General features: G+C 73.8%; 25 protein-coding genes, 1 pseudogene and 1 riboswitch. Of the genes and pseudogenes, 14 read left to right on the forward strand and 12 right to left on the reverse strand.

What is annotated here, in order from left to right:
* Positions 1-5: 5 nt before the first annotated feature.
* Together E6P78_RS25295 and E6P78_RS25300 are read left to right on the forward strand one after the other, a co-directional pair.
* Positions 6-1,106: an amidohydrolase family protein gene (locus tag E6P78_RS25295; RefSeq protein WP_136205943.1), complete on the forward strand. Its 1,101-nt coding sequence runs from the start codon at positions 6-8 to the stop codon at positions 1,104-1,106.
* Between the two features lie 322 nt (positions 1,107-1,428).
* Positions 1,429-2,460 (forward strand): SCO1860 family LAETG-anchored protein, encoded by a 1,032-nt coding sequence (locus tag E6P78_RS25300; RefSeq protein WP_136205944.1) that lies wholly within the window; start codon positions 1,429-1,431, stop codon positions 2,458-2,460.
* Positions 2,461-2,944: 484 nt separating this feature from the next.
* Here E6P78_RS25300 and cobC read toward each other — a convergent pair whose 3' ends face one another.
* Together cobC and E6P78_RS25310 are read right to left on the reverse strand one after the other, a co-directional pair.
* Positions 2,945-4,039: an Rv2231c family pyridoxal phosphate-dependent protein CobC gene (gene cobC / locus E6P78_RS25305; RefSeq protein ID WP_136205945.1), complete on the reverse strand. Its 1,095-nt coding sequence runs from the start codon at positions 4,037-4,039 to the stop codon at positions 2,945-2,947.
* Positions 4,040-4,142: 103 nt separating this feature from the next.
* A pseudogene (locus E6P78_RS25310) lies at positions 4,143-4,520 on the reverse strand (cobalamin biosynthesis protein); the annotation flags it as partial.
* Between the two features lie 63 nt (positions 4,521-4,583).
* Between E6P78_RS25310 and E6P78_RS25315 the strand changes: the two are divergent.
* Positions 4,584-5,306, forward strand: a complete 723-nt coding sequence (locus E6P78_RS25315) for a ZIP family metal transporter (RefSeq protein WP_136205947.1) — start codon at positions 4,584-4,586, stop codon at positions 5,304-5,306.
* Between the two features lie 5 nt (positions 5,307-5,311).
* On the opposite strand, the gene E6P78_RS25320 is transcribed toward E6P78_RS25315, so the two are convergent.
* The 7 genes from E6P78_RS25320 to E6P78_RS25350 form a co-directional block, all read right to left on the reverse strand.
* Complete coding sequence (locus E6P78_RS25320; RefSeq protein WP_136205948.1) at positions 5,312-6,820, reverse strand: cobyrinate a,c-diamide synthase; 1,509 nt, start codon at positions 6,818-6,820, stop codon at positions 5,312-5,314.
* Entirely contained in the window at positions 6,814-7,413 is a 600-nt protein-coding gene (gene cobO / locus E6P78_RS25325; RefSeq protein WP_136205949.1) for a cob(I)yrinic acid a,c-diamide adenosyltransferase, read from the reverse strand. The genes E6P78_RS25320 and cobO overlap by 7 nt, the downstream gene beginning before the upstream one ends.
* On the reverse strand, positions 7,413-9,446 hold the full coding sequence (locus E6P78_RS25330) for a putative cobaltochelatase (RefSeq protein WP_136205950.1): 2,034 nt from the start codon (positions 9,444-9,446) through the stop codon (positions 7,413-7,415). Before E6P78_RS25330 ends, cobO begins: the two co-directional genes overlap by 1 nt.
* The gene (locus tag E6P78_RS25335; RefSeq protein ID WP_136205951.1) at positions 9,443-11,005 is read right to left on the reverse strand and encodes a cobyric acid synthase; all 1,563 of its coding nucleotides are present in this window, start codon (positions 11,003-11,005) and stop codon (positions 9,443-9,445) included. The genes E6P78_RS25330 and E6P78_RS25335 overlap by 4 nt, the downstream gene beginning before the upstream one ends.
* Positions 11,002-12,036 (reverse strand): cobalamin biosynthesis protein, encoded by a 1,035-nt coding sequence (locus E6P78_RS25340; protein ID WP_136205952.1) that lies wholly within the window; start codon positions 12,034-12,036, stop codon positions 11,002-11,004. Before E6P78_RS25340 ends, E6P78_RS25335 begins: the two co-directional genes overlap by 4 nt.
* A gap of 143 nt (positions 12,037-12,179) precedes the next feature.
* Positions 12,180-12,311: riboswitch (cobalamin riboswitch) on the reverse strand.
* 181 nt (positions 12,312-12,492) lie between these two features.
* Complete coding sequence (locus E6P78_RS25345; protein WP_136205953.1) at positions 12,493-12,726, reverse strand: hypothetical protein; 234 nt, start codon at positions 12,724-12,726, stop codon at positions 12,493-12,495.
* A 40-nt stretch (positions 12,727-12,766) separates the two neighbouring features.
* The gene (locus E6P78_RS25350) at positions 12,767-14,041 is read right to left on the reverse strand and encodes an inorganic phosphate transporter (RefSeq protein ID WP_136205954.1); all 1,275 of its coding nucleotides are present in this window, start codon (positions 14,039-14,041) and stop codon (positions 12,767-12,769) included.
* A 132-nt stretch (positions 14,042-14,173) separates the two neighbouring features.
* On the opposite strand from E6P78_RS25350, the gene E6P78_RS25355 reads away from it, so the two are divergent.
* The 3 genes from E6P78_RS25355 (at position 14,174) to E6P78_RS25365 (ending at position 17,516) form a co-directional block, all read left to right on the forward strand.
* Positions 14,174-14,833, forward strand: coding sequence for a class II aldolase/adducin family protein (locus E6P78_RS25355; RefSeq protein WP_136205955.1), 660 nt, complete (start codon positions 14,174-14,176; stop codon positions 14,831-14,833).
* A 59-nt stretch (positions 14,834-14,892) separates the two neighbouring features.
* A complete protein-coding gene (locus tag E6P78_RS25360) occupies positions 14,893-16,020 on the forward strand; it encodes an alpha/beta fold hydrolase (RefSeq protein ID WP_136205956.1) in 1,128 nt (375 codons plus the stop codon).
* 185 nt (positions 16,021-16,205) lie between these two features.
* Positions 16,206-17,516 carry a hypothetical protein gene (locus tag E6P78_RS25365; RefSeq protein WP_136205989.1) on the forward strand — a complete coding sequence of 437 codons (1,311 nt, stop codon included), beginning with the start codon at positions 16,206-16,208 and terminating at the stop codon, positions 17,514-17,516.
* A gap of 34 nt (positions 17,517-17,550) precedes the next feature.
* Here E6P78_RS25365 and E6P78_RS25370 read toward each other — a convergent pair whose 3' ends face one another.
* Positions 17,551-17,964 (reverse strand): VOC family protein, encoded by a 414-nt coding sequence (locus E6P78_RS25370; RefSeq protein WP_136205957.1) that lies wholly within the window; start codon positions 17,962-17,964, stop codon positions 17,551-17,553.
* A gap of 327 nt (positions 17,965-18,291) precedes the next feature.
* On the opposite strand from E6P78_RS25370, the gene E6P78_RS25375 reads away from it, so the two are divergent.
* From E6P78_RS25375 to E6P78_RS25385, 3 genes are all read left to right on the forward strand, one after another.
* Positions 18,292-19,890, forward strand: coding sequence for an ABC-F family ATP-binding cassette domain-containing protein (locus E6P78_RS25375; RefSeq protein WP_136205958.1), 1,599 nt, complete (start codon positions 18,292-18,294; stop codon positions 19,888-19,890).
* Positions 19,891-20,210: 320 nt separating this feature from the next.
* The gene (locus E6P78_RS25380; protein WP_018518904.1) at positions 20,211-20,432 is read left to right on the forward strand and encodes a helix-turn-helix domain-containing protein; all 222 of its coding nucleotides are present in this window, start codon (positions 20,211-20,213) and stop codon (positions 20,430-20,432) included.
* Between the two features lie 151 nt (positions 20,433-20,583).
* On the forward strand, positions 20,584-21,375 hold the full coding sequence (locus tag E6P78_RS25385) for an enoyl-CoA hydratase/isomerase family protein (protein ID WP_136205959.1): 792 nt from the start codon (positions 20,584-20,586) through the stop codon (positions 21,373-21,375).
* Between the two features lie 48 nt (positions 21,376-21,423).
* Here E6P78_RS25385 and E6P78_RS25390 read toward each other — a convergent pair whose 3' ends face one another.
* A complete protein-coding gene (locus E6P78_RS25390; protein WP_136205960.1) occupies positions 21,424-22,134 on the reverse strand; it encodes a hypothetical protein in 711 nt (236 codons plus the stop codon).
* A gap of 93 nt (positions 22,135-22,227) precedes the next feature.
* Here E6P78_RS25390 and E6P78_RS25395 point away from each other — a divergent pair, with 93 nt between their 5' ends.
* From E6P78_RS25395 to amaP, 5 genes are read left to right on the forward strand one after another with little or no spacing between them, the layout of a single operon-like run.
* The gene (locus E6P78_RS25395) at positions 22,228-22,710 is read left to right on the forward strand and encodes an Asp23/Gls24 family envelope stress response protein (protein ID WP_136205961.1); all 483 of its coding nucleotides are present in this window, start codon (positions 22,228-22,230) and stop codon (positions 22,708-22,710) included.
* 32 nt (positions 22,711-22,742) lie between these two features.
* Positions 22,743-22,934 carry a hypothetical protein gene (locus E6P78_RS25400; protein ID WP_136205962.1) on the forward strand — a complete coding sequence of 64 codons (192 nt, stop codon included), beginning with the start codon at positions 22,743-22,745 and terminating at the stop codon, positions 22,932-22,934.
* A 5-nt stretch (positions 22,935-22,939) separates the two neighbouring features.
* The gene (locus E6P78_RS25405; protein ID WP_206307908.1) at positions 22,940-23,293 is read left to right on the forward strand and encodes a hypothetical protein; all 354 of its coding nucleotides are present in this window, start codon (positions 22,940-22,942) and stop codon (positions 23,291-23,293) included.
* Complete coding sequence (locus tag E6P78_RS25410) at positions 23,290-23,973, forward strand: DUF6286 domain-containing protein (protein ID WP_136205964.1); 684 nt, start codon at positions 23,290-23,292, stop codon at positions 23,971-23,973. Before E6P78_RS25405 ends, E6P78_RS25410 begins: the two co-directional genes overlap by 4 nt.
* A complete protein-coding gene (gene amaP, locus E6P78_RS25415) occupies positions 23,970-24,557 on the forward strand; it encodes an alkaline shock response membrane anchor protein AmaP (RefSeq protein ID WP_136205965.1) in 588 nt (195 codons plus the stop codon). The genes E6P78_RS25410 and amaP overlap by 4 nt, the downstream gene beginning before the upstream one ends.
* Positions 24,558-24,614: 57 nt before the next feature.
* On the opposite strand, the gene E6P78_RS25420 is transcribed toward amaP, so the two are convergent.
* On the reverse strand, positions 24,615-25,370 hold the full coding sequence (locus tag E6P78_RS25420; RefSeq protein ID WP_136205966.1) for an SDR family oxidoreductase: 756 nt from the start codon (positions 25,368-25,370) through the stop codon (positions 24,615-24,617).
* Between the last annotated feature and the right edge of the window lie 3 nt (positions 25,371-25,373).

The following is a 25,373-nucleotide window of genomic DNA, read 5'->3' on the forward strand; positions in this document are numbered from 1 at the left end:
TGTGCATGAGTGATCACGAGGCGCCGCGGGTGCTGCATGTGAAGGGGCGGGTGCTCATCGGGCCCGAGGAGGTCAGGGACGAGCTCTGGGCGGTCGGCGGCCGTGTCACCTTCGAGCGGCCGCCCGGCGCGGACGACGCCCTCGTCGTCACCGGCTGGGCCCTGCCCGGCCTGGTCGACGCCCACTGCCACGTCGGCCTCGACCTCCACGGCGCCGTCGACGCGGCGACCACCGAACAGCAGGCGCTGGACGACCGGGAGGCCGGGGCGCTGCTCCTGCGGGACGCCGGCTCGCCCGCCGACACGCGGTGGATCGACGACCGCGAGGACCTGCCGAAGATCATCAGGGCCGGCCGCCACATCGCCAGGCCCCGGCGCTACACCCGCAACTACGCCTACGAGATCGAGCCGGACGAACTCGTCGGCTACGTCGCCCAGGAGGCGCGCCGCGGTGACGGTTGGGTGAAGCTCGTCGGCGACTGGATCGACCGCGAGGTGGGCGACCTGACCGCCTGCTGGCCGCGCGAGGCGGCCCGGGCGGCCATCGCCGAGGCGCACCGGCTGGGCGCCCGGGTCACCGCGCACTGCTTCGCCGAGGACTCGCTGCGCGATCTCGTGGAGGCCGGGATCGACTGCGTGGAGCACGCCACTGGGCTGACCGAGGAGACCATCCCGCTCTTCGCGGAGCGCGGCGTGGCGATCGTCCCCACCCTGGTCAACATCGCCACCTTCCCCTCCCTCGCGCTGGGCGGCGAGGCCAAGTTCCCGCGCTGGTCCGCCCATATGCGCCGACTGCACGAACGCCGCTACGACACCGTGCGCGCCGCCTACGACGCCGGGGTGCCCGTCTTCGTCGGCACCGATGCGGGCGGGGTGCTGGCGCACGGTCTGGTGGCCGACGAGGTCGCGGAACTCGTCAAGGCGGGCATCCCGCCCCTTCAGGCGCTGTCCGCGACGACCTGGAGCGCCCGCGAGTGGCTCGGCAGGCCGGGCCTGGAGGAGGGGGCGCCGGCCGACCTCGTGGTGTACGACGAGGACCCGCGGGCCGACGTCCGCGTGCTGGCGGGGCCGCGCCGGGTCGTCCTGAACGGGCGCGTGATCGGCTGACGCACGGGGTTGACCAGCAGTGACCCCGGGCCGGCCCGCTCGTTGAACCTCTTTCGCGTATGCGGGAGGGGGTCCCCGTACGCCGGTCACGTGCGCCCTGAAACGGCGTGAAGCTCAGTGAAACGGGTGAACGCGAGGAACGCACGTGCCGGAATAATCGAATACAGACGCGGAAACCCCCCTTTGGAGTGAACTCACCTCAGGTATCCACCAGTTCACCCTCTGTGCGTAAAGATTCACGGAGTCGAGGCCACCGGTGCCCGCGATGTCCCCCATTGGACGGCGCCGGTGGCTCCATGTCTCTTGTGGGGGTTCCACCACCTTGAACAGCAACACCTTCCGCCTCGCCGCCCTGGCGGTCGCCGCGGCTCCCGTCGCCCTCCTGGCCACTGTCCCGGCCCACGCCGCCACCGCGACGACCGCCACGGCCGGCGACGACGGGAAGGCGAGCGCGGTCGTGCTCCGCACCGCGCTCGACGTCTCGCTCCTGAACAAGACGGTCGTCGTGCCGCTGAAGACCACGCTCAACGAGGTCCAGGCGCCGCGGAGCGCCGAGCGGACCGCGCTCAGCGTGCGGCTCGACGGCGTCGACCACGGAAAGCCGTTCGACGTCCTGCGGGCCGACGTGGCCACCGCGAAGGCGACCGTCGACAAGCACCGCGCCGAGGGCTACAGCAACCTGGTGAAGGCGCGGGTCAATCTGCCCGGTCTCGACGTGCTGTCGCTGATCGAGGTGGAGAAGGTCACCTCCAAGGCGGTGTGCGAGGTGGGCCGCAAGCCGGTCGCCGAGTCCAACGTGCTCGGGCATGTGACGGTGCTCGGCAAGCGCGTCACGCTCACCACGGGCGGCACCACGCGGGTCGCGGTGCCGGGCGTGGGCGAGGTGACCCTCGACCTGTCGAAGACGGAGACCACCTCGCGCACGGCCGCGGCGGTGGCGCTCCAGCTGAAGGTCTCCGTCAACCCGCTCGACCTGAACGTCGCGGACGTCAAGGGCGAGGTCACGCTCGCCGAGGCGACCTGCGAGACCCCGAAGTCGGACGGCGACCACAGCGGGGGCGGTGACAACGGGGGCAACGGCAACGGCGGTTCCACCGGGGGCGGTTCGACCGATGGCGGCTCCGGTGACGGCGGCTCCACGGGGGGCGGGGGCACGGCCGGTGACACCGGGGGCGACGGCGGCAGCGACGTGAAGACCCAGACCGGCACGGACCAGGCGCCCGCGGCCACCGGCGCGGACCTTGCCGAGACGGGCAGCAGCTCCAGCACCCCGTACATCGCGGGCGGCGCGGCCCTGCTGCTGGCGGCCGGCGCCGGCGCGATGGTCGTGACAAGGCGCCGAGCGCGGGGCTGACGCACCGGAGGGGGAGCGGGGGCGGTGAGCGGGGGACGGTGAGCGGGGCGACGAGGTGGTGAGCGCTGCTCCGGATGCGGAGCAGTGCTCACCATCGAGTGCGGCGTTCTGATTACAGAGCGATGCTCACAGCCGAGTGCGGCGTTCTGTGTGTGGGGCACCGCTCACGGCCAAGCGCGGCGATTCGGCGATCCGTTACTCAGAGCGCGCCGCTCACCGCAACGCGCAGTGCTCCACGTAGGGAGCGTTGCTCACCATAACGGGCTCCGCTCCATATGCGGAGCACTGCTCACGACAACGATCGGTGCTCGACCTACGGAGCGCCGCTCACCGCGCGGGCTCGCGCTCCACGTGCGGAGCGCGGCCCACCAAACGAGCCGGCGCTCCATCCCCAGAGCACCGCTCACCACCTGAAGCAGGAGCAGCAGCACCAGCACCGGCACCAGCACCAGCAGGAGGCAGGTGCAGGCCCAGGCCCAGGCGACTACCGCCCGACCGCCGTCAGTGCCTGGAGGGCCAGGTCGAGCGCCTGGAGGAAGCGGTTGGTCGTCGTACGGTCGCGCACGGCCAGCCGCAGCCACCCGGCGCCGAGCCCGGGAAACGTATCGCCGCGCCGGGCCGCGAAGCCCAGCACCCGCAGTCGTTCCCGTATCTCCCCGGCCCCTTCGAGGCGGACCAGCACGAACGGTCCCTGGGCCGGCTCCACCACCCGGACCTCGGAGAACTCCCGCAGACCGGCGACGAGATGGGCCCGGTCCACCGCGGTCCGGTCCGCCGCCGCGGCAGCCTCCGCCAGCGCCCGGGGCTCCATACACGCCTCCGCCGCCGCCAGCGCCGGGGACGAGACCGGCCACAGCGGCTGCGCCTCCTCCAGCGTGCGGATGGTCTCCGGGGCGGCCGCCACGTACCCGATCCGCAGCCCCGCCAGCCCCCATGTCTTGGTGAGGCTGCGCAGGACGACGAGCCCCGGGACGTCCGTACGCCCGCACAGCGCCTCGCGCTCGCCCGGGACCGCGTCCATGAACGCCTCGTCGACCACCAGGGTCCGCCCGGGACGTGCCAGCCGCTCCAGCACGGCGGCGGGATGCAACACGGAGGTCGGGTTGGTCGGGTTGCCGACCACCACCAGGTCCGCGTCGGCGGGCACGTCGGCCGGGTCCAGCCGGAAGCCGTCCTCGGCGCGCAGCAGCACCCGCCCCACGTCGTGCCCGGCCGCGCGCAGCGCCGCCTCCGGCTCGGTGAACTGCGGATGGACCACGTACGGCCGCCGGGCCGGCAGGGCCCGCGCGATCAGCACGAACGCCTCCGCCGCGCCGGCCGTCAACAGGACCCGCTCCGGCGGCAGTCCGTGCCGCGCGGCGACCGCCTCGCGCGCTTGGCGTCCGTCCGGATACGCGGCGAGCGTGCCCAGCGACGCGGCTATCCGCTCCTTCAGCCAGGCTGGTGGGGTACCGGCCCGTACGTTGACGGCGAGATCGGTCAGATCCCGGTCTCGTCCCCGTACTTCCGCGTCGCCGTGATGACGCAGATCGTGCGCGCCCGCGCCTGTCGCATCGGGACTCTCAGTGGGAGTGTGCATGACCGCCATGGGGGGGTGGGTGTGGGGGTGATGGCCGTCGTCGGGGTCAAGTCCGGCAGGATGACTATGCGCCCCGCACCGGGTTTCACGCAACGGTCCGGACGGGCCGGCGCACGACGGCGCAGGTGGCCATGGACGGGCGCCCGGCGGCCGGTCGGGACTTGCGTTTGGGGGCGAGGAGTTGACCGCCGCCGGCGAGCGCCGCCGCCTCGGCCACCGAAGCCGTACCGACGGTGGAGAGCGGCGCCCCGGAGGGGTGCGGCACCTCGATACGGGCCAGCACCTCGGCCGGGTACGTGCGCAGCGGCACACCGAGCCGGGCGGCGGCGGCCACGAGCCCCGGCTCGCCGGCCTTCGCGTCGACGGTCACCAACTCCGCGACCTCGCGCGACGAGAGACCCGCCGCGCCCAGGGCCTCCCGGATCAGCCCGGTCACCTCGCCCTCGGACACGCCCCGGGACGCGCCGACGCCGACGACCAGGCGGCCGGGCCCGGGCGGGCGGCTGAGATGCGCGGACCGGGGTGCATCGGCTAGCAAGAGCGCATGGCGGTGTTCGTCGCGCTCGGCGCGTTCCTGATGACCCTGGCCGGCGGCTGGGTCGCCCAGCGCGTCAGCGACCGCCGCCACCTGGTCCTCGGTCTCGCCGGCGGGCTGATGCTCGGCGTGGTCGGCCTGGACCTGCTGCCGGAGGCGGTGGAGGCGGCGGGCGGCCTCGTCTTCGGCGTACCGGCGGCCCTGCTGCTGTTCGTGGCCGGCTTCCTCGTCGCCCACCTCGTGGAGCGGCTGCTCGCGGTACGCCAGGCGGCGCACGGCGCGGCGGAGCAGCGCGTCCCGCAGGTCGGGCTGACGGCGGCGGCCGCGATGGTCGGCCACAGCCTGATGGACGGGGTGGCGCTCGGCGCGGCCTTCCAGGTCGGCGGAGGCATGGGAGCGGCCGTCGCCCTCGCCGTGATCACGCACGACTTCGCCGACGGCTTCAACACGTACACGATCACCAGCCTGTACGGGAACGCCCGCCGCAGGGCCCTGACGATGCTGTACGCGGACGCGGCGGCGCCCGTCGTCGGGGCGGCGACGACGCTCCTGTTCACCCTTCCGGCGGAACTGCTCGGCTGCTATCTCGGTTTCTTCGGCGGCGCCCTGCTCTACCTCGCCGCCGCCGAGATCCTGCCCGAGGCGCACCACGACCACCCGGCCCGCTCCACCCTGCTGTGCACGGTGGCCGGGGTGGGCTTCATCTGGCTGGTGGTGGGCCTCGCGCAGTGACGCGTTCACCCCCGGCACCGCCCGACGAACCGCAGGGCCGCACCGGGGGCCGAGGCCCAGTGGGTGTGCAGGTAGCTCGCGTGCACCCCCCGCCGGACGAACCCCTCCACGCGCCGTTCGGGCCGGTGCATGCCCCAGGCCGGTTCGTCGCCCGCGCCCGGCTCCAGCACCGAGCGGTGGAACTCGTGCCCCCGCATCCGCGCCCCGGCCGGCGCCAGCACGTTGTCCACGAGCGCCACGGCGTCCCGGTAGCCGAGCGTCAGCCGCTTCGACATCCGCGCCTCGGCGTCGAGCACCCCGCACATCGGCAGCCCGTCCAGCGACCGCGCCAGATACAGCAGCCCCGCGCACTCGGCGGCGACCGGCGCCCCCGACTCCGCCAGCTCCGCCACGGCCTTGCGCAACGGTTCGTTGGCCGACAACTCCGGCGCGTACACCTCCGGGAACCCGCCCCCGATCACGAGCCCCCGAGTCCCCTCGGGCAGCCGCTCGTCCCGCAACGGATCGAACGCCACGACCTCGGCCCCGGCGGCGGCGAGCAGTTCGGTGTTCTCCGCATACGAAAACGTGAACGCGGCCCCACCGGCAACAGCGACAACAGGCGCCTCAACCCTGCCTTCCAGCCCCTCCGGAGCCGCTGCTTGCAGCCCCTGTGCCCCTCCCAGTCCCTCCGGAGCCGCCGCTCCCAGCCACTCCGGCGTTTGAGGAGCGGGGTCCGGGGCGGAGCCCCGGTTACGGGAAGGGGCGGGTAGGGGAACACCCCCGCCGAAGGCGCCCCCCACCGCATCCCCGGCCCCCCAAACCCCGCCCGGCAAGGGCCCCGCGGACCGCGCCAACGCCAACAACCCCTCCAGATCGCACCCCGCCGCCACCTGCCCCGCCATGGCCGCGACAGCGGCCACCGCATCGGCACGCCGCTCCGCCACCGGCACCAGACCCAGGTGCCGCGACGGCACCGACACCCCCTCGGCCCGCCGCAGCGCCCCCAGCACCGGAACCCCGGACTCCTCCAGCGCCTCCCGCAGCAGCGCCTCGTGCCGGTCGGAGCCCACCTTGTTCAGGATCACCCCGCCAATGCGCACCCCCGTGTCCCACGAGGCGAAGCCATGCACCAGCGCCGCCACCGACCGGGACTGCGAGGACGCGTCCACGACCAGCACCACCGGCGCCCGCAGCAGCTTCGCCACGTGCGCGGTGGAGGCCAGCTCACCGAGGCCCGACGCCCCGTCGTACAGCCCCATCACGCCCTCGACGATCGCAAGGCCGCACCCCTGCGCCCCGTGTGCGAACAGCGGCGCGATCAGATCGGGCCCGCACATGTACGCGTCGAGGTTGCGGCCCGACCGCCCGGTCGCCAGCGTGTGGAAGCCGGGGTCGATGTAGTCGGGGCCCACCTTGTGCCCGGACACGGCGAGCCCGCGCGCGGCGAACGCGGCCATCAGGCCCGTCGCGACGGTGGTCTTGCCGCTGCCCGAGGAGGGCGCGGCGATGACCAGGCGTGGCACATTCACCACTCGATGCCCCTCTGGCCCTTCTGCCCGGCGTCCATCGGGTGCTTGACCTTCGACATGTCCGTCACCAGGTCCGCGGCGTCGAGCAGCGCGGCGGGGGCGTTGCGGCCGGTGATCACCACGTGCTGCGTACCGGGCCGGTCGCGCAGCACCTGGATGACCTCGTCGGTGTCCACCCAGCCCCAGTGCAGCGGGTAGGCGAACTCGTCCAGCACGTACAGCCGGTACGTCTCGGCGGCCAGGTCGCGCTTGACCTGCTCCCAGCCCTCGCGGGCCTTGGCCTCGTTGTCCAGTTGGTCGTCGCGCTGGACCCAGGACCAGCCCTCGCCCATCTTGTGCCAGGCGACGGACCCGCCCTCGCCGCCGGCGCCGAGCACCTTCAGGGCGTTCTCCTCGCCGACCTTCCACTTCGCCGACTTCACGAACTGGAAGACCCCGATGGGCCACCCCTGATTCCAGGCGCGCAGCGCGAGCCCGAACGCCGCCGTCGACTTCCCCTTGCCGATGCCGGTGTGCACCATCAGCAGCGGGCGGTTGCGCCGCTGGCGGGTGGTGAGTCCGTCGTCCGGCACGCTCTCCGGCTGTCCCTGCGGCATTACGCGGCCCTCCTGTCGGTGCCCCGGACGTCCTTGACGAGTCCGGCGATCGATTCGGCGCGCAACTCGTCGAGCGTGACGGCGGTGCCGCCCAGCTCGCCCGCGAGGCTCGCCGCGAGCCCGAGCCGCACCGGCCCCGACTCGCAGTCCACGACGACGGACGCCGTGCCGTCGGCCGCGTGCAGCCGGGCGGCCCGCGCGGCCAGCGCCACCGGGTCGGGCCCGCCGGTCGCCCGCCCGTCCGTCACCACGACCAGCAGCGCCCGCCGGGACGGATCGCGCAGCCGTTCCACCCTCAGCACGTCATGGGCCTTCAGCAGCCCGGCGGCCACCGGGGTCCGCCCGCCGGTCGGCAGCGACTCCAGCCGGGCGGCCGCCGCGTCCACCGACGAGGTGGGCGGCAGCGCCAGCTCGGCGTCCCGCCCCCGGAAGGTGATCAGCCCGACCTTGTCGCGCCGCTGGTAGGCGTCCATCAGCAGGGACAGCACCGCACCCTTCACGGCGCCCATCCGCTGCCGGGCGGCCATCGACCCGGACGCGTCCACGACGAACAGCACGAGATTGCCCTCGCGCCCCTCCCGCGTCGCCTGCCGCAGATCGTCCCGCCGCACCACGAGCCCCGGCCCGGACCGGCCCCTGGCCCGCTGGTGCGGGGCTGCGGCCTGCACGGTCGCGGCCAGATGCAGCTTGGTCAGCGCGCCCTGGGGCCGCCGCGCACCGGTCGTCCGCCCGTGCTCGGTGCGCGCCCGGGACCGCCGCCCCGCCGCGCCCTCGCCGAGACCGGGCACGCTCAGCATCTTCGTACGGAACGGCTCACCGGCCCGTACGGGCTGCTGTTCGCCGCCCTGGCCGGGTACCGATGGGGCGGGTCCGGACGGCTCGGAATCCGGCTGCCCGGGCGTGTCGTCGGCCCCGCTCTCGGGCTGAGGCGGCGTGTCGGGGCCGTCCCCCTGCGGCGGCAGGCCACCCCCACCGCCCCCACCGCCACCACCGGGCCCGTCCGGCTCCGGATCGTCGTCCCCGCCGCCGTTCTCCTCCAGCATGTCGTCGAGCTTGTCCTCGTCGAGCCCCGGCGCGTCGAACGGATTGCGCCGGCGCCGGTGGGGGAGCGCGAGCAGGGCGGCCTGCCGGACGTCCTCGGCGAGCACGTCGGTGCGGCCCGCCCACGCGGCCAGCGCGGTGGCGGTCCGCGCCATCACGATGTCGGCGCGCATCCCGTCGACCTCGAAGGCCGCGCAGGTCGCCGCGATCTGCCGCAACGCCTTGTCATCGAGCCGGACTTCGGGCAGCAGCGCCCGCGCCGCCATGATCCGGGTCCGCAACTGCGCTTCCTCGTCGGCCCATCGGGCGGCGAAGCCTGCCGGGTCGTCCTCGTACGCGAGGCGCCGCCGCACCACCTCCACCCGCTGGTCGGCCTCCCGGGACGCGGCGACCTCGACGGTCAGTCCGAACCGGTCGAGCAACTGCGGCCGCAGTTCCCCCTCTTCGGGGTTCATCGTCCCGACGAGCAGGAACCGCGCGGCATGCCGTACGGAGACGCCCTCGCGCTCCACGTACGAGGCGCCCATGGCTGAGGCGTCGAGCAGGACGTCGACCAGATGGTCCTGTAGCAAGTTGACTTCGTCAACGTACAGAATGCCGCGATTCGCGGCGGCCAGTAGTCCCGGCTCGAAGGCCTTCACACCCCCGGAGAGCACCCGTTCGATGTCGAGCGCGCCGACGAGCCGGTCCTCGGACGCGCCGATGGGCAGCTCCACCGTCCGCGCCGGCCGCGACACGCCCGAGGCGTCCTCGTGGGGACCGTCCGGGCACGCCGGATCGGGCGACGCGGGGTCGCAGGAGAACCGGCAGCCGGGGACGACGGAGACCTCCGGCATCAGCGCGGCCAGCGCGCGCACGGCCGTGCTCTTGGCGGTGCCCTTCTCGCCCCGGACCAGGACGCCGCCCACTGCCGGGCTCACCGCGTTGAGCAGCAGACCGAGTCGCAGGTCGTCCTGCCCGACGATGGCGGTGAACGGGTAAGGCGTACTCATAGGCCCTCCTTGGCGGGGGTTGCGGGTGCCGCGGGCGCGCCCGGCGGGATGAACGGAAGTCCGGCCGGCGCGCCCGACTCGATGAGCCGCCACAGCGCGTCGGTGTCCGCGTGTTCCTCGATCAGGTCACCGAGGCGGTCGAGCTGTTCCTCGCGCAGGGCGGCGAAGCAGGTGTCGGGGGCGGGCACGAAGCGGCGGCCCGTGAGCCGTGCGATCTCGGTCAGGAACCGGCGGCGGAACGCGTCGCTCTCCAGCGAGCCGTGCCAGTGGGTACCCCACACGGCTCCGGACCGGCAGCCGTCCAGCGGCGTGCCGCGCCCGTCGGTGAGGAACGGTTCGCCGCCGCGCACATCGGCGACGCCGTGGTGGATCTCGTACCCCTCGACCGGCGCGCCGAGCGCCTCACCGGCCGGTCGGGCGAGGGTCTTCTCGCGGTCGAACCGAACGCGCACGGGCAGCAGGCCGAGGGCGTCGACCTGCCCGGCGCGCGACTCCACCTCGTCCTCGATGTGCTCGCCGAGGATCTGGTAGCCGCCGCAGATGCCGAGCACCGGACGGCCCTCGGCGGCGCGCCGCCGCAGCGCGTCGGCGAGCCCCCGCTCGCGCAGCCAGCCGAGCGCCTTCACGGTGCCCCGGGTGCCGGGCACGATGACGAGGTCGGCGTCGGCCAGTTCCTCGGCCCGGTCCACGAACCGCACGACGACGCCCGGTTCGGCGGCCAGCGCGTCGACATCGGTGAAGTTGGACATCAGGGGCACGGCGCACACGGCGACGCGCAGCACGTCCTCGCCGTGCGGCGGGGCGACGGCCGACTCGCGCACGGCGCCGCGCAGCGACACCCGCAGCCCGTCCTCCTCGTCGATGCCGAGACCGTGTGCGAAGGGCAGCACCCCGTAGGTGGGGCGGCCCGTCAGATCGCGCAGCATGTCGAGGCCCGGCTCCAGCAGCGATACGTCGCCGCGGAACTTGTTGACCAGGTAACCGGCGATCAGCTCCTGGTCCTCGGGCGCGAGCAGCGCGGTCGTCCCGAAGAACGAGGCGAAGACCCCGCCGCGGTCGATGTCCCCGACGACCACCACCGGGAAGCGCGCCGCCCGTGCGATGCCCATGTTCACGATGTCCGTGCGCCGCAGGTTGATCTCGGCCGGGCTGCCCGCGCCCTCGCAGATCACCGCGTCATACGTGCCCCGAAGCTGCTCCAGGCAGTCCACGACGGTGGACAGGAGCTTCTCCTGCCGTCCGCCGTGGTAGCCGCGGGCGCTCATCTCGCCGACCGGGCGCCCCATCAGAACGACCTGGCTGGAGCGGTCGCCGCCGGGCTTGAGGAGCACCGGGTTCATCAGGGCGGTCGGTTCCACCCGGGCGGCCTGGGCCTGCATGGCCTGGGCGCGGCCGATCTCGGCGCCCTCGCGGGTGACGAAGGAGTTCAGCGACATGTTCTGCGCCTTGAACGGGGCGACCTTCACGCCCCGGCGCACCAGCCAGCGGCAGATGCCGGCGGTGACGACGCTCTTGCCCGCGTCCGACGTGGTCCCGGCGACCAGCAGTCCACCGCTCATATCGGTCTCCGTCCAGGGATACGAGGTCCGTGCGCTCTCGGGGCCGGGGCCGGGGTCGGGCTCGGGGTGCGGCCGGCCGCCGCGATCCGGCGTGCGGCGATCCCCGCGCCCAGGCGGGCCGCCACGCTGACGCCGAGGGCGAGCACGCTCACCCGGCGCGACAGCCGCACGGCCCGCTCGATGTCCTCGGTCTCCACGGCGCGGCCCCGCTCGCCGTTGAGCACGGGCCGGTGTTCGACGCGGCCGCCGTACGCGAGGGTGCCGCCGAGCCGTACGCCCAGCGCACCGGCGAAGGAGGCCTCCACCGGGCCCGCGTTGGGGCTCGGGTGCTTGGCCGCGTCCGCCCGCCAGGCGTGTACCGCTTCCCGCGGCCGGCCCCCGGCGGCCACGGCGAGCAGGGCCGTCAGCCGGGCACCCGGCCAGCCCGCGAGGTCGTCCAGGCGGGCCGAGGCCCAGCCGTAACGCCGGTAGCGCGGCGACCTGTGACCGACCATCGCGTCCAGCGTGTTGGCGGCCCGGAAGCCGACGAGCCCGGGGACGCCGGCCACCGCGCCCCACACCAGGGCGCCGACCACGGCGTCCGAGGTGTTCTCGGCGACGGACTCCACGACGGCGCGGGCGATCTGCGGGGCGTCCAGGGACTGCGGGTCGCGGCCGCACAGATGCGGCAGCCGCTCCCGGGCCAGCTCGACGTCCCCGGCGGCAAGCGCCCCGCCGATGGCCCGGGCCTCGCGCCCCAGCGACGTACCGCCGACGACGGACCAGGTGGCGGCGGCGGTCAGGGCGACGGACGCGGCGGGGTGGCGGCGCAACGCCCGGGCGGCCAGCGCGGCACCCCCGGCGGCGCCTCCGGCGCAGAGCACGGTGTGCAGTGCGCCCCAGCCGCGGTGGTCGCGCCAGAGCCGGCGTTCGACGCCCGCCGCGGCCCGCCCGAAGGCGGCGACCGGATGCCCCCTGCGGGGGTCACCGAGCAGCAGATCGCCGATCAGACCGGCCGTGGCGCCGTACGCGTAGATGCGATCGGCACGCACGGTTCAGCCGGCCGTCACGCCTCGGAGGACCTTCGTACGGGCAGCCGCCCGCAGGGGCGGTGGGGAAACGGTCGCACGGCAGCCGGGCATGGCGATATGTCCTCACTCAGGGTCCGCGCCCTGGTTCGACGTGACGGCGACGAGAGTCTCCTGGCTTCCGGATCGGCGGTTCCCCCGGTCTTCCAGTCCGTCTCCGCGGACCGTGACGTGCGGTGTGGGGGACCGCTCCCCGGTGACAGTGGCGGGACCGCGCCGGATTCGCACCGGCTTCCTCTGCTGTCTCCGTAATGGCTCCGGCAGTCCACCACGCCCCGCGAACGCCCGTCAACTTGCTGTTGACCTGCGGCGGCGCAGTGTGCGCAGACGCACATCGGGCCGGACGCACACGAGGTGCGTCCGGCCCGATGCGAGGGGGAGCCCGATGCGAGCAGGAGGAGGTGTCAGGGGGAGGAGGTGTCAGGCGACGATCAGATAGATGCCGTACGCGACGGCCGCCGCGCACAGCCCGAAGCAGACGTAGGCGCCGGCGCGTGCCAGCCGGAGCGAGGCGCCCGCCCGGCCGCCCTGCGCGGCCGGTTCCGGCTGCTTGGAGAGGCCGACGATGCCGAGGGTGAAGAGGCCCACCAGAGCGACGGTGGTGACGAGGGAGACGCCGAAGACGGTCCCCAGGGCTGCCCAGTCGATGTTCATACGGAGTGTCCTTACCGGAGTACCGGAGTACCGGGGTCTCTCAGACCGTGGCGGGTCGGGCCGGGTCGGCGGCGACGGGTGCGGCCGGGGCCGGGATGGTGGCGGTGAGTTCGTGGGCCTGGGCGGCCGCGGTGGGCGGCGGGCTGACGGCGGCGATGGCGGTGGTGACGACACCCGCGGGCTCGGCCGAAACCTCGTCCCCGGAGCCGGGCGCGACGTCGCCCTGGCCGACGGGCTTGCGGCGCGAGAGCACCCAGATCACGGCGGAGCCGGCGAGCAGCAGGGCCGCGACGACCACGACGCCCCAGGTGCCCTGCTTCGTCAGGAACTCCGCGCCCGCGCCGACCAGACCGGCGGCCGGCAGGGTCAGGCCCCAGGCGACGAACATCCGGGTGGCGGTGGACCAGCGGACCACGCCCCCCTTGCGGCCGAGGCCCGCGCCCATCACGGCGCCGGAGCAGGACTGGGTGGTGGAGAGGGAGAAGCCGAGGTGGGAGGAGGCCAGGATGACGGTGGCCGCGCTGGTCTGGGCGGCGAAGCCCTGCGGCGGCTTCAGCTCGGTCAGGCCGCTGCCCATGGTGCGGATGATGCGCCAGCCGCCCAGGTACGTGCCGAGCGCGATGGCCATGCCGGCGCTGACGATGACCCAGACCGGCGGGTTGGAGCCGGGGGAGAGGACGCCGCCGGTGACCAGGGCCAGCGTGATGATGCCCATGGTCTTCTGCGCGTCGTTGGTGCCGTGGGCGAGCGAGACGAGCCCGGCCGAGGCGATCTGGCCGGCCCGGTAGCCCTTGGCGGTCGCCTTCTCCTGGGCGTCGTTCCGGATCTTTCCGCCGATCCGGTACGTCAGCCGGGTGGCCAGCAGCGCGGCCAGACCGGCCACGATCGGGGCGGCGACGGCGGGCAGCAGCACCTTGGTGACGACGGTGCCGCCGTTCACCGACGACCAGCCGGCGGACATCACCGCGGCGCCGATGAGGCCGCCGAACAGTGCGTGGGAGGAGCTGGACGGGAGCCCGACCAGCCAGGTCAGAAGATTCCACAGGATTGCGCCGACGAGCGCCGCGAAGATGACCTCGGTTCTGAGGCCGTCCTCGTTGACGATCCCGCCGGAGATCGTCTTGGCGACCTCCACCGACAGGAACGCGCCGACCAGATTGAGAACGGCGGACATGGCGACCGCCGTCTTGGGTTTGAGTGCGCCGGTCGAGATGGTGGTGGCCATCGCGTTGGCGGTGTCGTGGAAACCGTTCGTGAAATCGAACACTAGAGCCGTCGCGATCACTATCGCGAGCAGCAGCGTGATGTGTTCCATTTACCCAGGCAATCGTTCGACGTCATTGGCACGTGGAACGTAGGCAACTTGAGTGAACGGAAGATGAACTGAGCAGGGCGTTGCGGTGACCCCGGCCGGAGCGGGCCGCTCATCCATCGAAAGGATCTTCGTATGAGCGACCGGGACGCGATCGCGCGGGCGTGGGATGCCGTCGTCGCCACGGCCCGCAGGACGGCGGCCGAGGGACTGGTCGTCGGGACCTCCGGAAACGTCTCCGCGCGGGTCGGCGACACCGTGCTCGTCACCCCCAGCGGTGTGCCGTACGAACGGCTTGGCCCCGAGGACGCGGTCGGCGTCGATCCGGAAGGCAACCAGGTACTCGGAGAACTGGCCCCCACCAGCGAACTCCCCCTCCACCTCGCGGTCTACCGGAACACCACGGCGGCGGCCGTCGTGCACACCCACGCGGTGCACGCCACGGCCGTCTCCACGCTCGTCACCGAGGTCCCCTCCGTCCACTACGCCGCCGCGCTGCTGGGCGGCCCCGTCCGCGTCGCGCCCTACGCCAGATACGGCACCCGCGAACTGGCCGAGAACATGCTCACCGCCCTGCGCGACCGCACCGGCTGCCTGCTCGCCAACCACGGCACGGTCACCCACGGCGCCACGCTCGACGAGGCGTACGACCGCACCGCCCAGCTCGAATGGCTCTGCCGGGTCTGGCTCACCGCGAGCTCCGTGCCCGGCCGCTCCCCGGCCCTGCTCACACCGGACCGGCTGGGCGAGGTGGGGGAAGCGCTGAAGGGGTACGGGCAGCGCCGGCCGGGCTGAGCCCCACCGGACGGCCCTGCCCACTGGCGTCACACCGCCCCTGCCCCGACACTGGTGGTGTGCGCACGGTTACCGCGACGGCAACGGCCGTCACCACACTCATCGGCGCCGGTGCGGCAGCGGTCGCGGCCGGCCGGTTCGCCGGCGACCTCGCCCTGAGGACGCCGCCAGGACGCCCCCTGCCCGCCGACCGCGAACTCACCGTGCACGCGACGGCGGCCGGACAGGTCACCCTGACCCGGTCGCTGACCTCGCTGCGCCCCGGCACCTACGGGCTGACCGGCAAGGACGTCCACGCCGTCGTCGGCCCCGTGCTCGACCGCGCCCACCAGGCCGCCGACACCGTCGTGCGCCGGCTGGAACGCGTCGACCACGGCATCCTGGCGCCCGGCGACAAGGTCCGCATGACGCCCCAGGTGTACAGCGGCGACCCAGGGACCGCGCTCGGCCTCACCTTCCGCGAGGTGGAGATCCCCGGAGAACTCGGCGGACTGCCCGCCTGGCTCGTACCGGCCCCCCGCCCCACCTGGGTCATCACCGTGCACGGCATCGGCGCCACCCGCGAGCACCCCCTCAACCTCATGGGCTTCCTGCACGGACAGCAGCTGCCCGTGCTCGACCTCGCCTACCGCGGCGACCCGGGCGCCCCCCGCTCCCCGGACGGCCTCGGCCACCTCGGCGAGTCCGAGTGGCGCGACCTGGACGCCGCCATCCGCTTCGCCGTCCGCAACGGCGCCGAGCAGGTCATCCTGCACGGCTGGTCCACCGGTGCCTCCATGGCCCTGCACGCCTGCGTCGGCTCCGCACTCCGGGACCGGATCTGCGGCCTCGTCCTCGACTCCCCGGTGCTGGACTGGGCCACCACCCTGCGCAACCTGGCCGCCGCCCGAGGCGTCCCCTCCGCGCTGCTGCCGCTCGCCGTGCGCGCCGCCCAGGGGCAGACCGGGCTGCACGGGACCAGGCTCCTGGACACCTCGCTGCCCGCGACCCTGCACGCCCCGACGCTGATCTTCCACGGCCCCGACGACACGCTGGCCCCCTGGCTGAACTCCCGCCGGCTCGCCGCCCGCCGCCCCGACCTGATCTCCCTGCACCCCGTGGACCGCGCTCCGCATGCGGCGATGTGGAACGCCGACCCGGCCCACTACGAAGAGACCCTGCGCCGCTTCCTCACGCCCTTGATGTGAGGTGATGCGCCGCTTGGGCCGATTGGTCCCGGCCGGCGCACGGGCCCGCGGACACCGGCGTGCCGGGTTCCGTTTGGGCTTTCGGGCCGTCAGGGGCAAGACTGCTCCCCGTGACGTCCCGTACCCCGCGCGACTCCAGGCTGCGACTTGTCCGCCCGCGACCCCTCGCCACCGCTCGCAAGGCCGTGACGACCCGGCGCACCAGGCCCGCGCCGCGCCCGCCCGAGGGCACACCACCCCGGGCGGAACTGGCCCGCCAGGCCAGGAAGGCCCTCGCCGACGCCGTACGGATCGCCCGCTGGGCGGCCGACGGGGCGGACCCCGGCACCCCGCCGCTGGCCGCCCAGGCCCTCGAACACGCCGCCGCCGCACTGGAGTTGTCCCCGGCCCAGGTGCGCTCCGGCTGGGACCGGGCCCGCCTCGCCGGCCTGGTGGAACTGCACGGCGACACCGCACGGCCCGGCTGGCGGCTGCGTGCCTGGGACCGGGACGACTCCGCGGTGCTCCGCGGCTGGGTCGCCCTCTTCGACGCCTGGTCGCTCGTCCACCCCGCGCCCCGGGGCATCGAGTCCACCGCCGTCGCCGAGGCCGTCGAGGCCGTGCCCCAGGTGCTCTCGCTGCTCCAGCTCTCGGCGGGACCGGTCACCGTGCCCGCCCTGCTCGACCTCCTCGGCCAGCGCGTCGCGGAACTCCACGAGGAGCGCTGCGAGGTGCCGTACGAGCCCCAGCCGGTGCCCGCCCCCGCCGAACCGGCACCCACCGCCCACCCCCCGGAGCTCGTCGCCCTCCTGCTGGACTGGGCCCTGGAAGGGCTGGCCGCCGTCGGGGCGCTCACCCTCGGCGCCGGACAGGCCACCCTGACCCCCCTCGGCAACTGGGCGGTCTGGGTCAAGCTGGAGCAGATCTGCGTCGCCGCCCAGAGCCCGGCCGGCAACATCGAGCAGGCCGCCGCCGACATGCTCCTGGGCTGCGCCCGCCTCACCCCCGGGCCCGCCCGCGCCGAATACCGCGCCTGGCTGGCCGCCCGCCCGGTCGGCAGCGCCGTCGCCGAACTGCTCGGCGTCGCCCGGGGCGAGGACGCACTGCTGCGCGGGCTCGCCTTCGAGGCGCTGCGCGTCGTCGGCGCCCCCGCCGAACCCGAGGTGCGGGCCGTCGCCACCGACCCGTCGCTGCGCCCCTACGCCCTGCTCTGGCTCGCCGAGTACGACGGGGCGGACCCGGAGGACGCCCAGGAGGTCCTCAGCCGCGAGGAGGCCACCTGGCTCTGGGTCGACACCGCGGCGGCCGTCGCCGACCACGGCGAGACGGGGCTGCTGGTGCGCCATCTCGACACGGCCGTGCAGGGCACGGTCCCGGCCCTGCTCGACGAGGTGCGTGCCGTCGGCCACCCGCGCACCGTCCAGGTCCTGGTCGCGCTGGCCGCCGCGCACCCCGACCCGGCCCTCGCCAAAGCGGTCCGCAAGGCGGCGTTCCAGGTGCACACCGGCGGCGCCTGACCGGGCCGCCCGTCTTCCCGCCCCGGGGGCGGCCTCAGCCCGCCGCCCCCGGGGCGTACGTCCCGAAGCTCCAGACGTTGCCCTCCGCGTCGCGCGCCATGTAGTCCCGGGAGCCGTGCTCCTGGTCGGTGGGCGGCATCAGGATCTCCACCCCGTGCTGCGCGGCCCGCGCGTGGTGGGCGTCGACCTCGTCGACCACCACGTAGACGCCGGCCGGACCCGCCCCCGCCATCGCCCGGGCGAAAAGGCCCTCGCGGCCCCGCGAGCCCAGCATCACCCTGCCGTTGCCACAGGACAGCTCCGCGTGCGTCACCGAGCCGTCCTCGCCCTCGTACACCGCCTCCGCCGTGAAACCGAGAGCCTCGGTCAGCGTCCTGATCGCGGCCTTCGGGTCGTCGTACAGAATCGTCGGATACACCGTCGCCACGCCTGTTACCGCGTCCGCCATCGTGATCGGCCCCTTTCCGTACGCGGGCCGGCCGGCCCGCCCGGGCGACCCGGTTGTGATCTGTGTCTCAGTCTGGCACCGGGCACTGACAGCGTCCCGTCGGCGCCGGGGGCCCGGGCGTGGGCATCGCGTGGCGCGCCCGGCCCCCGGCGCGGCCCCGTTCGCGCCGCGCGGCGGAGCCGCCCGGAGCATGCGGAAAAGTCGGTGGACACCGCCAGTAGACTGGTTCCCATGGCAATTCTCCTTGTGCGTGTGCGTGAGTAACGGCGTCGAGTCGTGAACCGCTAGCCGTTCCTCCGCCGTCCATTCCGCCCTGGAGTTCTTCCCGTGATCACCGCTTCCGGCATCGAGCTGCGCGCCGGCGCCCGTCTGCTCATCGAATCCGCCACCTTCCGCATCGCCAAGGGCGACCGCATCGGCCTCGTCGGCCGCAACGGGGCGGGCAAGACCACCCTCACCAAGTGCCTCGCGGGCGAAGGCACGCCCGCCGCCGGCACGATCAGCCGCTCCGGCGAGGTCGGCTACCTCCCGCAGGACCCGCGCACCGGCGACCTCGACGTGCTGGCCAGGGACCGCGTCCTGTCCGCCCGCGGCCTCGACGAGATCCTGCGCAAGATGCGGGAGAACGAGGACCGGATGGCGAACGGCAAGGGCGCCACCCGCGAGAAGGCGATGAAGAAGTACGAGCGCCTGGAGACGGAGTTCCTCACCAAGGGCGGGTACGCCGCCGAGGCCGAGGCCGCCACCATCGCCGCCGCGCTCAGCCTGCCCGACCGGGTCCTCGGCCAGCCGCTGCACACCCTCTCGGGCGGTCAGCGCCGCCGCGTGGAGCTGGCCCGCATCCTCTTCTCGGACGCCGACACCCTGCTCCTGGACGAGCCCACCAACCACCTCGACGCGGACTCCATCGTCTGGCTGCGCGACTACCTCAGGAACTACCGCGGCGGCTTCGTCGTGATCTCCCACGACGTCGAACTGGTCGAGACGGTCGTCAACAAGGTCTTCTACCTCGACGCCAACCGCTCCCAGATCGACGTCTACAACATGGGCTGGAAGCTCTACCAGCAGCAGCGCGAGGCCGACGAGAAGCGCCGCAAGCGCGAGCGGCAGAACGCCGAGAAGAAGGCCGCGACCCTCAACGCGCAGGCCGACAAGATGCGCGCCAAGGCCACCAAGACCGTGGCCGCGCAGAACATGGCCAAGCGCGCCGACCGGCTGCTGTCCGGCCTGGAGAACGTCCGGGTCGCCGACAAGGTCGCCAAGCTGCGCTTCCCCGACCCCTCGCCGTGCGGCAAGACGCCCCTGATGGCGGAGGGCCTGTCCAAGTCCTACGGGTCGCTGGAGATCTTCACCGACGTCGACCTGGCGATCGACAAGGGCTCCCGCGTCGTCATCCTCGGCCTCAACGGCGCCGGCAAGACGACCCTGCTCCGGCTGCTCGGCGGGGCCGAGCAGCCCGACACCGGCCGGATCATCCAGGGCCACGGGCTCAAGCTCGGCTACTACGCCCAGGAGCACGAGACCCTGGACCCGGACCGCACGGTCCTGGAGAACATGCGCTCCGCCGCACCCGACCTCGACCTGGTCGCGGTCCGCAAGACGCTCGGCTCGTTCCTCTTCTCCGGGGACGACGTGGACAAGCCCGCCGGGGTGCTCTCCGGCGGTGAGAAGACCCGGCTGGCCCTGGCGACGCTGGTGGTCTCCTCCGCCAACGTGCTCCTGCTCGACGAGCCCACCAACAACCTCGACCCGGCCAGCCGCGAGGAGATCCTCGGCGCGCTGCGCACGTATCAGGGCGCCGTCGTCCTCGTCACCCACGACGAGGGGGCGGTGGAGGCACTTCAGCCCGAGCGCATCATCCTGCTCCCGGACGGGGTCGAGGACCTGTGGGGCGCGGACTACCGGGACCTGGTCGCACTGGCCTGATCCACCCGCACCGGATCATTCGGCCTACACGTGATCCCTCATCTGCGTGAGTACGTCTCGTACCTCGGCGCGGCGCCCGGCAGCTGGCTGCCGGGCGCAGTCATTTCGGCGGTCCTTCCCTTGCGGGCCCTGACCTGGACGTTCCTTCGGGGCGGCGCGCCGGCCGCCTTCCGGGACCTGGCGGAATTCGGGGTTCCGGCCGTACCGGCGCACTCCCGGGGCGTGAATCCGCTCGCAGAGACCTTGCCGAATGGGTGGCCAGGAAGCGCCCGAGGGGTGATCATGAGAGTCCAGAGCGCACTTCCCACGAGGAGGCACGGGTGGCCGAGACTCTGAAGAAGGGCAGCCGGGTGACCGGCGCCGCGCGCGACAAGCTCGCGGCAGACCTGAAGAAGAAGTACGACTCCGGTGCGAGCATCCGGGCGCTGGCCGAGGAAACCGGCCGCTCCTACGGGTTCGTCCACCGGATGCTCAGCGAGTCCGGAGTGACGCTGCGGGGACGCGGCGGCGCGACACGAGGCAAGAAGGCCGCGACGGCCTGAGGGCCGGTCGCGGACCGGGGCACGTCGCAGGACGGCTCCGGGGGCCCACCGGTTCCGGGTGCGCCACCCGGTCGACCGTGCGGTCGATCAGGTGGTTACTGTTCAGTCACTTAGCTCCATGTGCTGACTGCACCCGATCCGGAGGCTCCCCATGACCTCGCTCGACTCCGTGCTCGACAAGGACGGCGTACGACTCACCGTCGACGACGCGATCGCCACGGTGACCCTCACCAACCCGGCCAAGCGCAACGCTCAGTCCCCCGCTCTGTGGCGGGCGTTGACAGAGGCCGGACGGGCCCTGCCCGGCAGTGTGCGGGTCGTCGTGCTGCGCGGCGAAGGCGTGTCGTTCTCCGCCGGACTCGACCGCCAGGCGTTCACCCCCGAGGGATTCGACGGCGAGCCGTCCTTCCTCGCCATGGGGCGCGGCCCGGAAGCCGAGACGGACGCGCTGATCGCCGAGTACCAGGAGGCGTTCACCTGGTGGCGCCGCAACGACATCGTGTCGATCGCGGCCGTCCAGGGGCACGCCATAGGCGCCGGCTTCCAGCTCGCCCTCGCCTGCGACCTGCGCATCGTCGCCGAGGACGTGCAGTTCGCCATGCGCGAGACCAGCCTCGGACTGGTGCCCGACCTCACCGGCACGCACCCCCTCGTCCACCTCGTGGGCTATGCGCGCGCGCTCGAAATCTGCGCCACCGGCCGCTACGTCCACGCCGCCGAGGCCGAGCGCACCGGCCTGGCCAACCTCGTCGTGCCGGCCGCCGAGCTCGAAGGCGCCGCCCGCGACCTGGCCGGCGCCCTGCTGGCCGCCCCGCGCGACGCCGTCATCGAGACCAAGGCCCTGCTGGGCGGCGCCCTCTCGCGTACGTACGAGGAGCAGCGCGCCGCCGAACGGGCCGCGCAGAGCCGTCGGCTCCGCGACCTGGCGGGCGCCCTCGACTGAGACACGGGCACCGGGAGCACCGGCCGGCCGGAAGGGGCGCGCCTCCGGTCAGCCGGCCGGCGCCTTCCCGGTCACCGCCGTGACCAGCACCGCGACCGGCGGATGCCCCTCGACCGCGTCCGTCACCGCCTCCCGCACCGCGCGGGCCACGTCGAGCGCCCGGTGACCGCTCTCCGTCGCCACCTCGACCCGTACCTGATCCGCACCCGTGTGCACCGCCGCGCCCAGCACATCGGTCAGCGCCGCCACGCCGCTCACTCCTTCGGCGGCACGGCCCGCGGCGTTCTCCGCGGGTACCGGGCGCACCTCCACGGGCTCCGGTTCGACCCGTTCGGACGATCCGTCGAGCAGCCCCGTCACCCGCAGGTCCACCTCCGCGACCACCAGCCCGAGCCGCCGCGCGGCAGCCGAGAGGAGGGCCGCGCGCAGTGCGTCGGCGGCTGCGGGCAGGGGCCGGTCGGCCGTCGCGGTCATCGTCGCCTCGATTCGTAGGGGGCCCGGCGGCAGTGCGCTCGGGGGCGGGGGCACCTGGGCGGCGGGCGCCGAATCCGGGTCGGCCACGGAGATCCGCAGCTCACCGAGGACCGGTCCGGGCGCCGGTCCGCTCACTGCCAGGCGCAGTACCTCGGCAGCGGCCCGCTCCGAGATCCAGGCGCCGTCCGCCGGACCGCCCAGAGGGAGTAGCCGGCCCAGAGAGAGCCGTTGCCGTACCGCAGCCGTCCATGCATGGGCCCTTTGCGGGCTGTCAGCCGTCGTCATGACCACCAGACTGCCGCATCCACGGCGCGAGTCGGGGCAAGCGCACTTAATGTGGGCAAGGAAGTCAAACCTGCCCCGAAGGGAAGAACGGCGATGACTGAGACCCCACAGCGGAACCGGCCCGAGAACCCCGACGACAACGCCTCGGGCGGCAGCAGCCTGACCAAGCGCGGCGGAGGGAACCCCGGCACCCGCGGCCGTACGACGATCGCCGACGGTGTCGTCGAGAAGATCGCCGGAATGGCGGCCCGCGACGTCGACGGGGTGCACGCGATGGGCAGCGGCCTGTCCCGGACCTTCGGCGCGGTCCGCGACCGCGTCCCCGGCGGTTCCAAGTCCGTCACCCGCGGGGTCAAGGCCGAGGTCGGCGAGTCCCAGACCGCCCTGGACCTGGAGATCGTCGTGGACTACGGCGTGGCGATCGCCGATGTCGCCAGCGACGTACGGGAGAACGTGATCTCGGCGGTCGAGCGCATGACGGGCCTCGAGGTCGTCGAGGTGAACATCGCGGTCAGCGACGTGAAGCTGCCCGACGAGGATGACGACGACGACGATTCCGAGTCGCGCGTCCAGTAGCCCTGGCGCCCACGGCAGTTGAGGAGCACACGATGAACATGGCTGTGGTCGGCCTGTTGGCCGGCATGGCGCTCGCTTTCGCCGGATATTTCGGCGGGTTCGGTGCCTTTGTACTGGTGGCCGCCCTCGGGGCGATCGGCTTCATCGCCGGCCGTTTCCTCGACGGCGACCTGGAACCCGGCGACTTCTTCCGGAGTCGCGAGCGCGGCGACCGACGGCGGTGACGGCCTTGTCGGGGGCGAGCGGCCCGGTCGGGGCCGAGCAGCGGGGAGAGACGCGGATCGCCGACCGGGTGGTCGCGAAGATCGCCGCGCAGGCGGCGAAGGAGGCGGTCGACGCGCCGCCGGAGGACGCGGCGACGCCGCGCGCCACGGTCACCGTGCACCGTGACACGGCCCGCGTACAGGTGAGTCTGGAGCTCGGATACCCCGGCGACATCGGCCGCCAGTGCGGTGCCGTGCGTCGGCGGGTCGCCGAGCGGGTGAAGGCGTTGGCGGAAATGGATGTGCCCGAAGTGGCCGTACAGGTCGAACGCCTGCACCCCTCGGGAGCGAGCCTCGCGGCACAGCGGAGGATTCGATGAACGAACCCCACGACCCGGACGACGGCACGCGGCGCCCGTCCACCGCCGGCGCGGTGGAACACGGCGACGTCCTGCTCGACCGGTCCAGCTCCTCCGCGGCGCACGACCCGGCGCCGGACAAGCAGCGGACCGAAGGGCGGGCGGGCCGCTTCTGGTCCGGCCGCCGCATCCCGGCGGGCATCGTCTCCCTGGTGGTCCTCGGCGCCTCCGGCCTGCTCCTCTACGACGTGGCGGCGGTCCGGGCCGGCCATCCGGCGATGCAGTGGCGCCGCTCGCTGGCCGACGAACTCGCCCACCGGCGGCTCGACGACGTCTGGGTGCTGACCGGCGCCTCCGTCGCCGCGGCCCTCGGCCTGTGGCTGCTGCTCCTCGCGCTCACGCCCGGACTCCGCGACCTGCTGCCGATGCGCCGCGAACAGCCGGACGTGCGCGCCGCGCTCGACCGGACGGCGGCCGCCATGGTCCTGCGGGACCGGGCCGTCGAGGTCTCCGGGGTGCAGTCGGTCCGGGTCCGGATGAGGCGGAACAAGGTGGGGGTGCGCGCGGTGTCGCACTTCCGTGAACTCGACGACGTACGGGCCGATCTGGACACCGTGCTCTCCACAGCCGTCGGAGAACTGGGCCTCGCCAGGCAGCCGCGCCTGTCGGTCCATGTCCGTAGGCCGGCGAAGAAGGGGTGAACGGCGTGCTCAGGACCGTCAACCGGGTACTGCTGGGCCTTGCCGGGCTGGTGCTGATCTGTGTCGGGGGCGGCGTGCTGGCCGCCGCGGCGGGTCTGTCCGTACCGTCCTGGTGGCCCTGGTACGGGAAACACGACGTGCTGCTCAGCGAGGCGGACCGGGACCGCTGGCGCTCCGAGGACTGGTGGTGGCCGACGGTGATCGCGGTGCTCGCCGTGCTCGTGGTCCTCGCCCTGTGGTGGCTGCTGGCCCAGCTGCGCCGCTCCCGGCTGTCCGAGGTGCTGGTGGACAGCGGAGACGGCGAGGGGGCCCTGCTGCGCGGCCGGGCCCTGGAGGGCGTGCTCGCCGCGGAGTCGGGCGCCTTGGACGGGGTGGCCCGCGCCCATGTCAGGCTGACCGGCAAACGCGGCACCCCGGCCGCGAAGGTGAGGCTGCTGATGGAGCCGCACGCCGCACCGGAGGAAGCCCTCGGCAGGCTGAGCGACGAGGCTCTGGCCCACGCCCGGAACTCCGCGGGCCTGGCGCGGCTGCCCGCCGTGGTCCGGCTGAAGGCGGTAAGGCACCGGGCCGAACGGGTCAGCTGACGGACGACGCGGCGGTGCGGGCTCCCGGCTACGGGGCCCGCGCCGCCGCGCGAGGGCTCAGAAGCCGTGCCGCTGCCCGCCGTCGACCGGCACCATGATGCCCGTCAGATACGAGGCGGCGGGGGAGAGCAGGAACGCCGCGGTGCGGCCGAACTCCTCCGGGGTGCCGTAACGGCGCAGCGGGATGCGCGCCTCGTTGGCGGTCCGCGCGGCCTCCGCGTCGCCCGAGAGCGCGTCCAGTTCCCGCACCCGGTCCGTGTCGATCCGGGCCGGCAGCACGCCCACCACCCGGATGCCGCGCGGGCCGAGCTCGTCGGCCATCGACTTGGCGACACCGGCCAGGCCGGGGCGCAGCCCGTTGGAGACGGTCAGCCCGCCGATCGGCTCGTGGACGGAGCCGGAGAGCACGAAGCCGATGACGCCGCCCTCGCCGAGCGCCGCGGCCGCCGCCCTGGCCAGCCGTACCGCGCCCAGGAACACCGAATCGAAGGCGGCCTGCCACTGCTCGTCGGTGTTGTCCGCGATGCCGCCGGGCGGCGGGCCGCCGACGCTGATGAGGATGCCGTCGAGCCGGCCGTGCCGCTCCCGCGCGGCCGCCACCAGCCGTTCGGCCGAGGCCGGGTCGGCGTTGTCGGCGGCGAGCCCGACGGCGTCCGGTCCCAGCTCGGCGGCGGCCTCCTCGGCGCGCTTCCCGTCCCGGCCGGTGATGATCACCTTCGCGCCGTCGGCCACCAGGGCGCCCGCGGTGGCGTAGCCGAGGCCGCGCGTCGCTCCGGTGACGATGTACACACGGTCCTTCAGTCCAAGATCCATGGC

Origin of the sequence: Streptomyces sp. A0958 (assembly GCF_004795035.1) — a bacterium.
Taxonomy (GTDB): domain Bacteria; phylum Actinomycetota; class Actinomycetes; order Streptomycetales; family Streptomycetaceae; genus Streptomyces.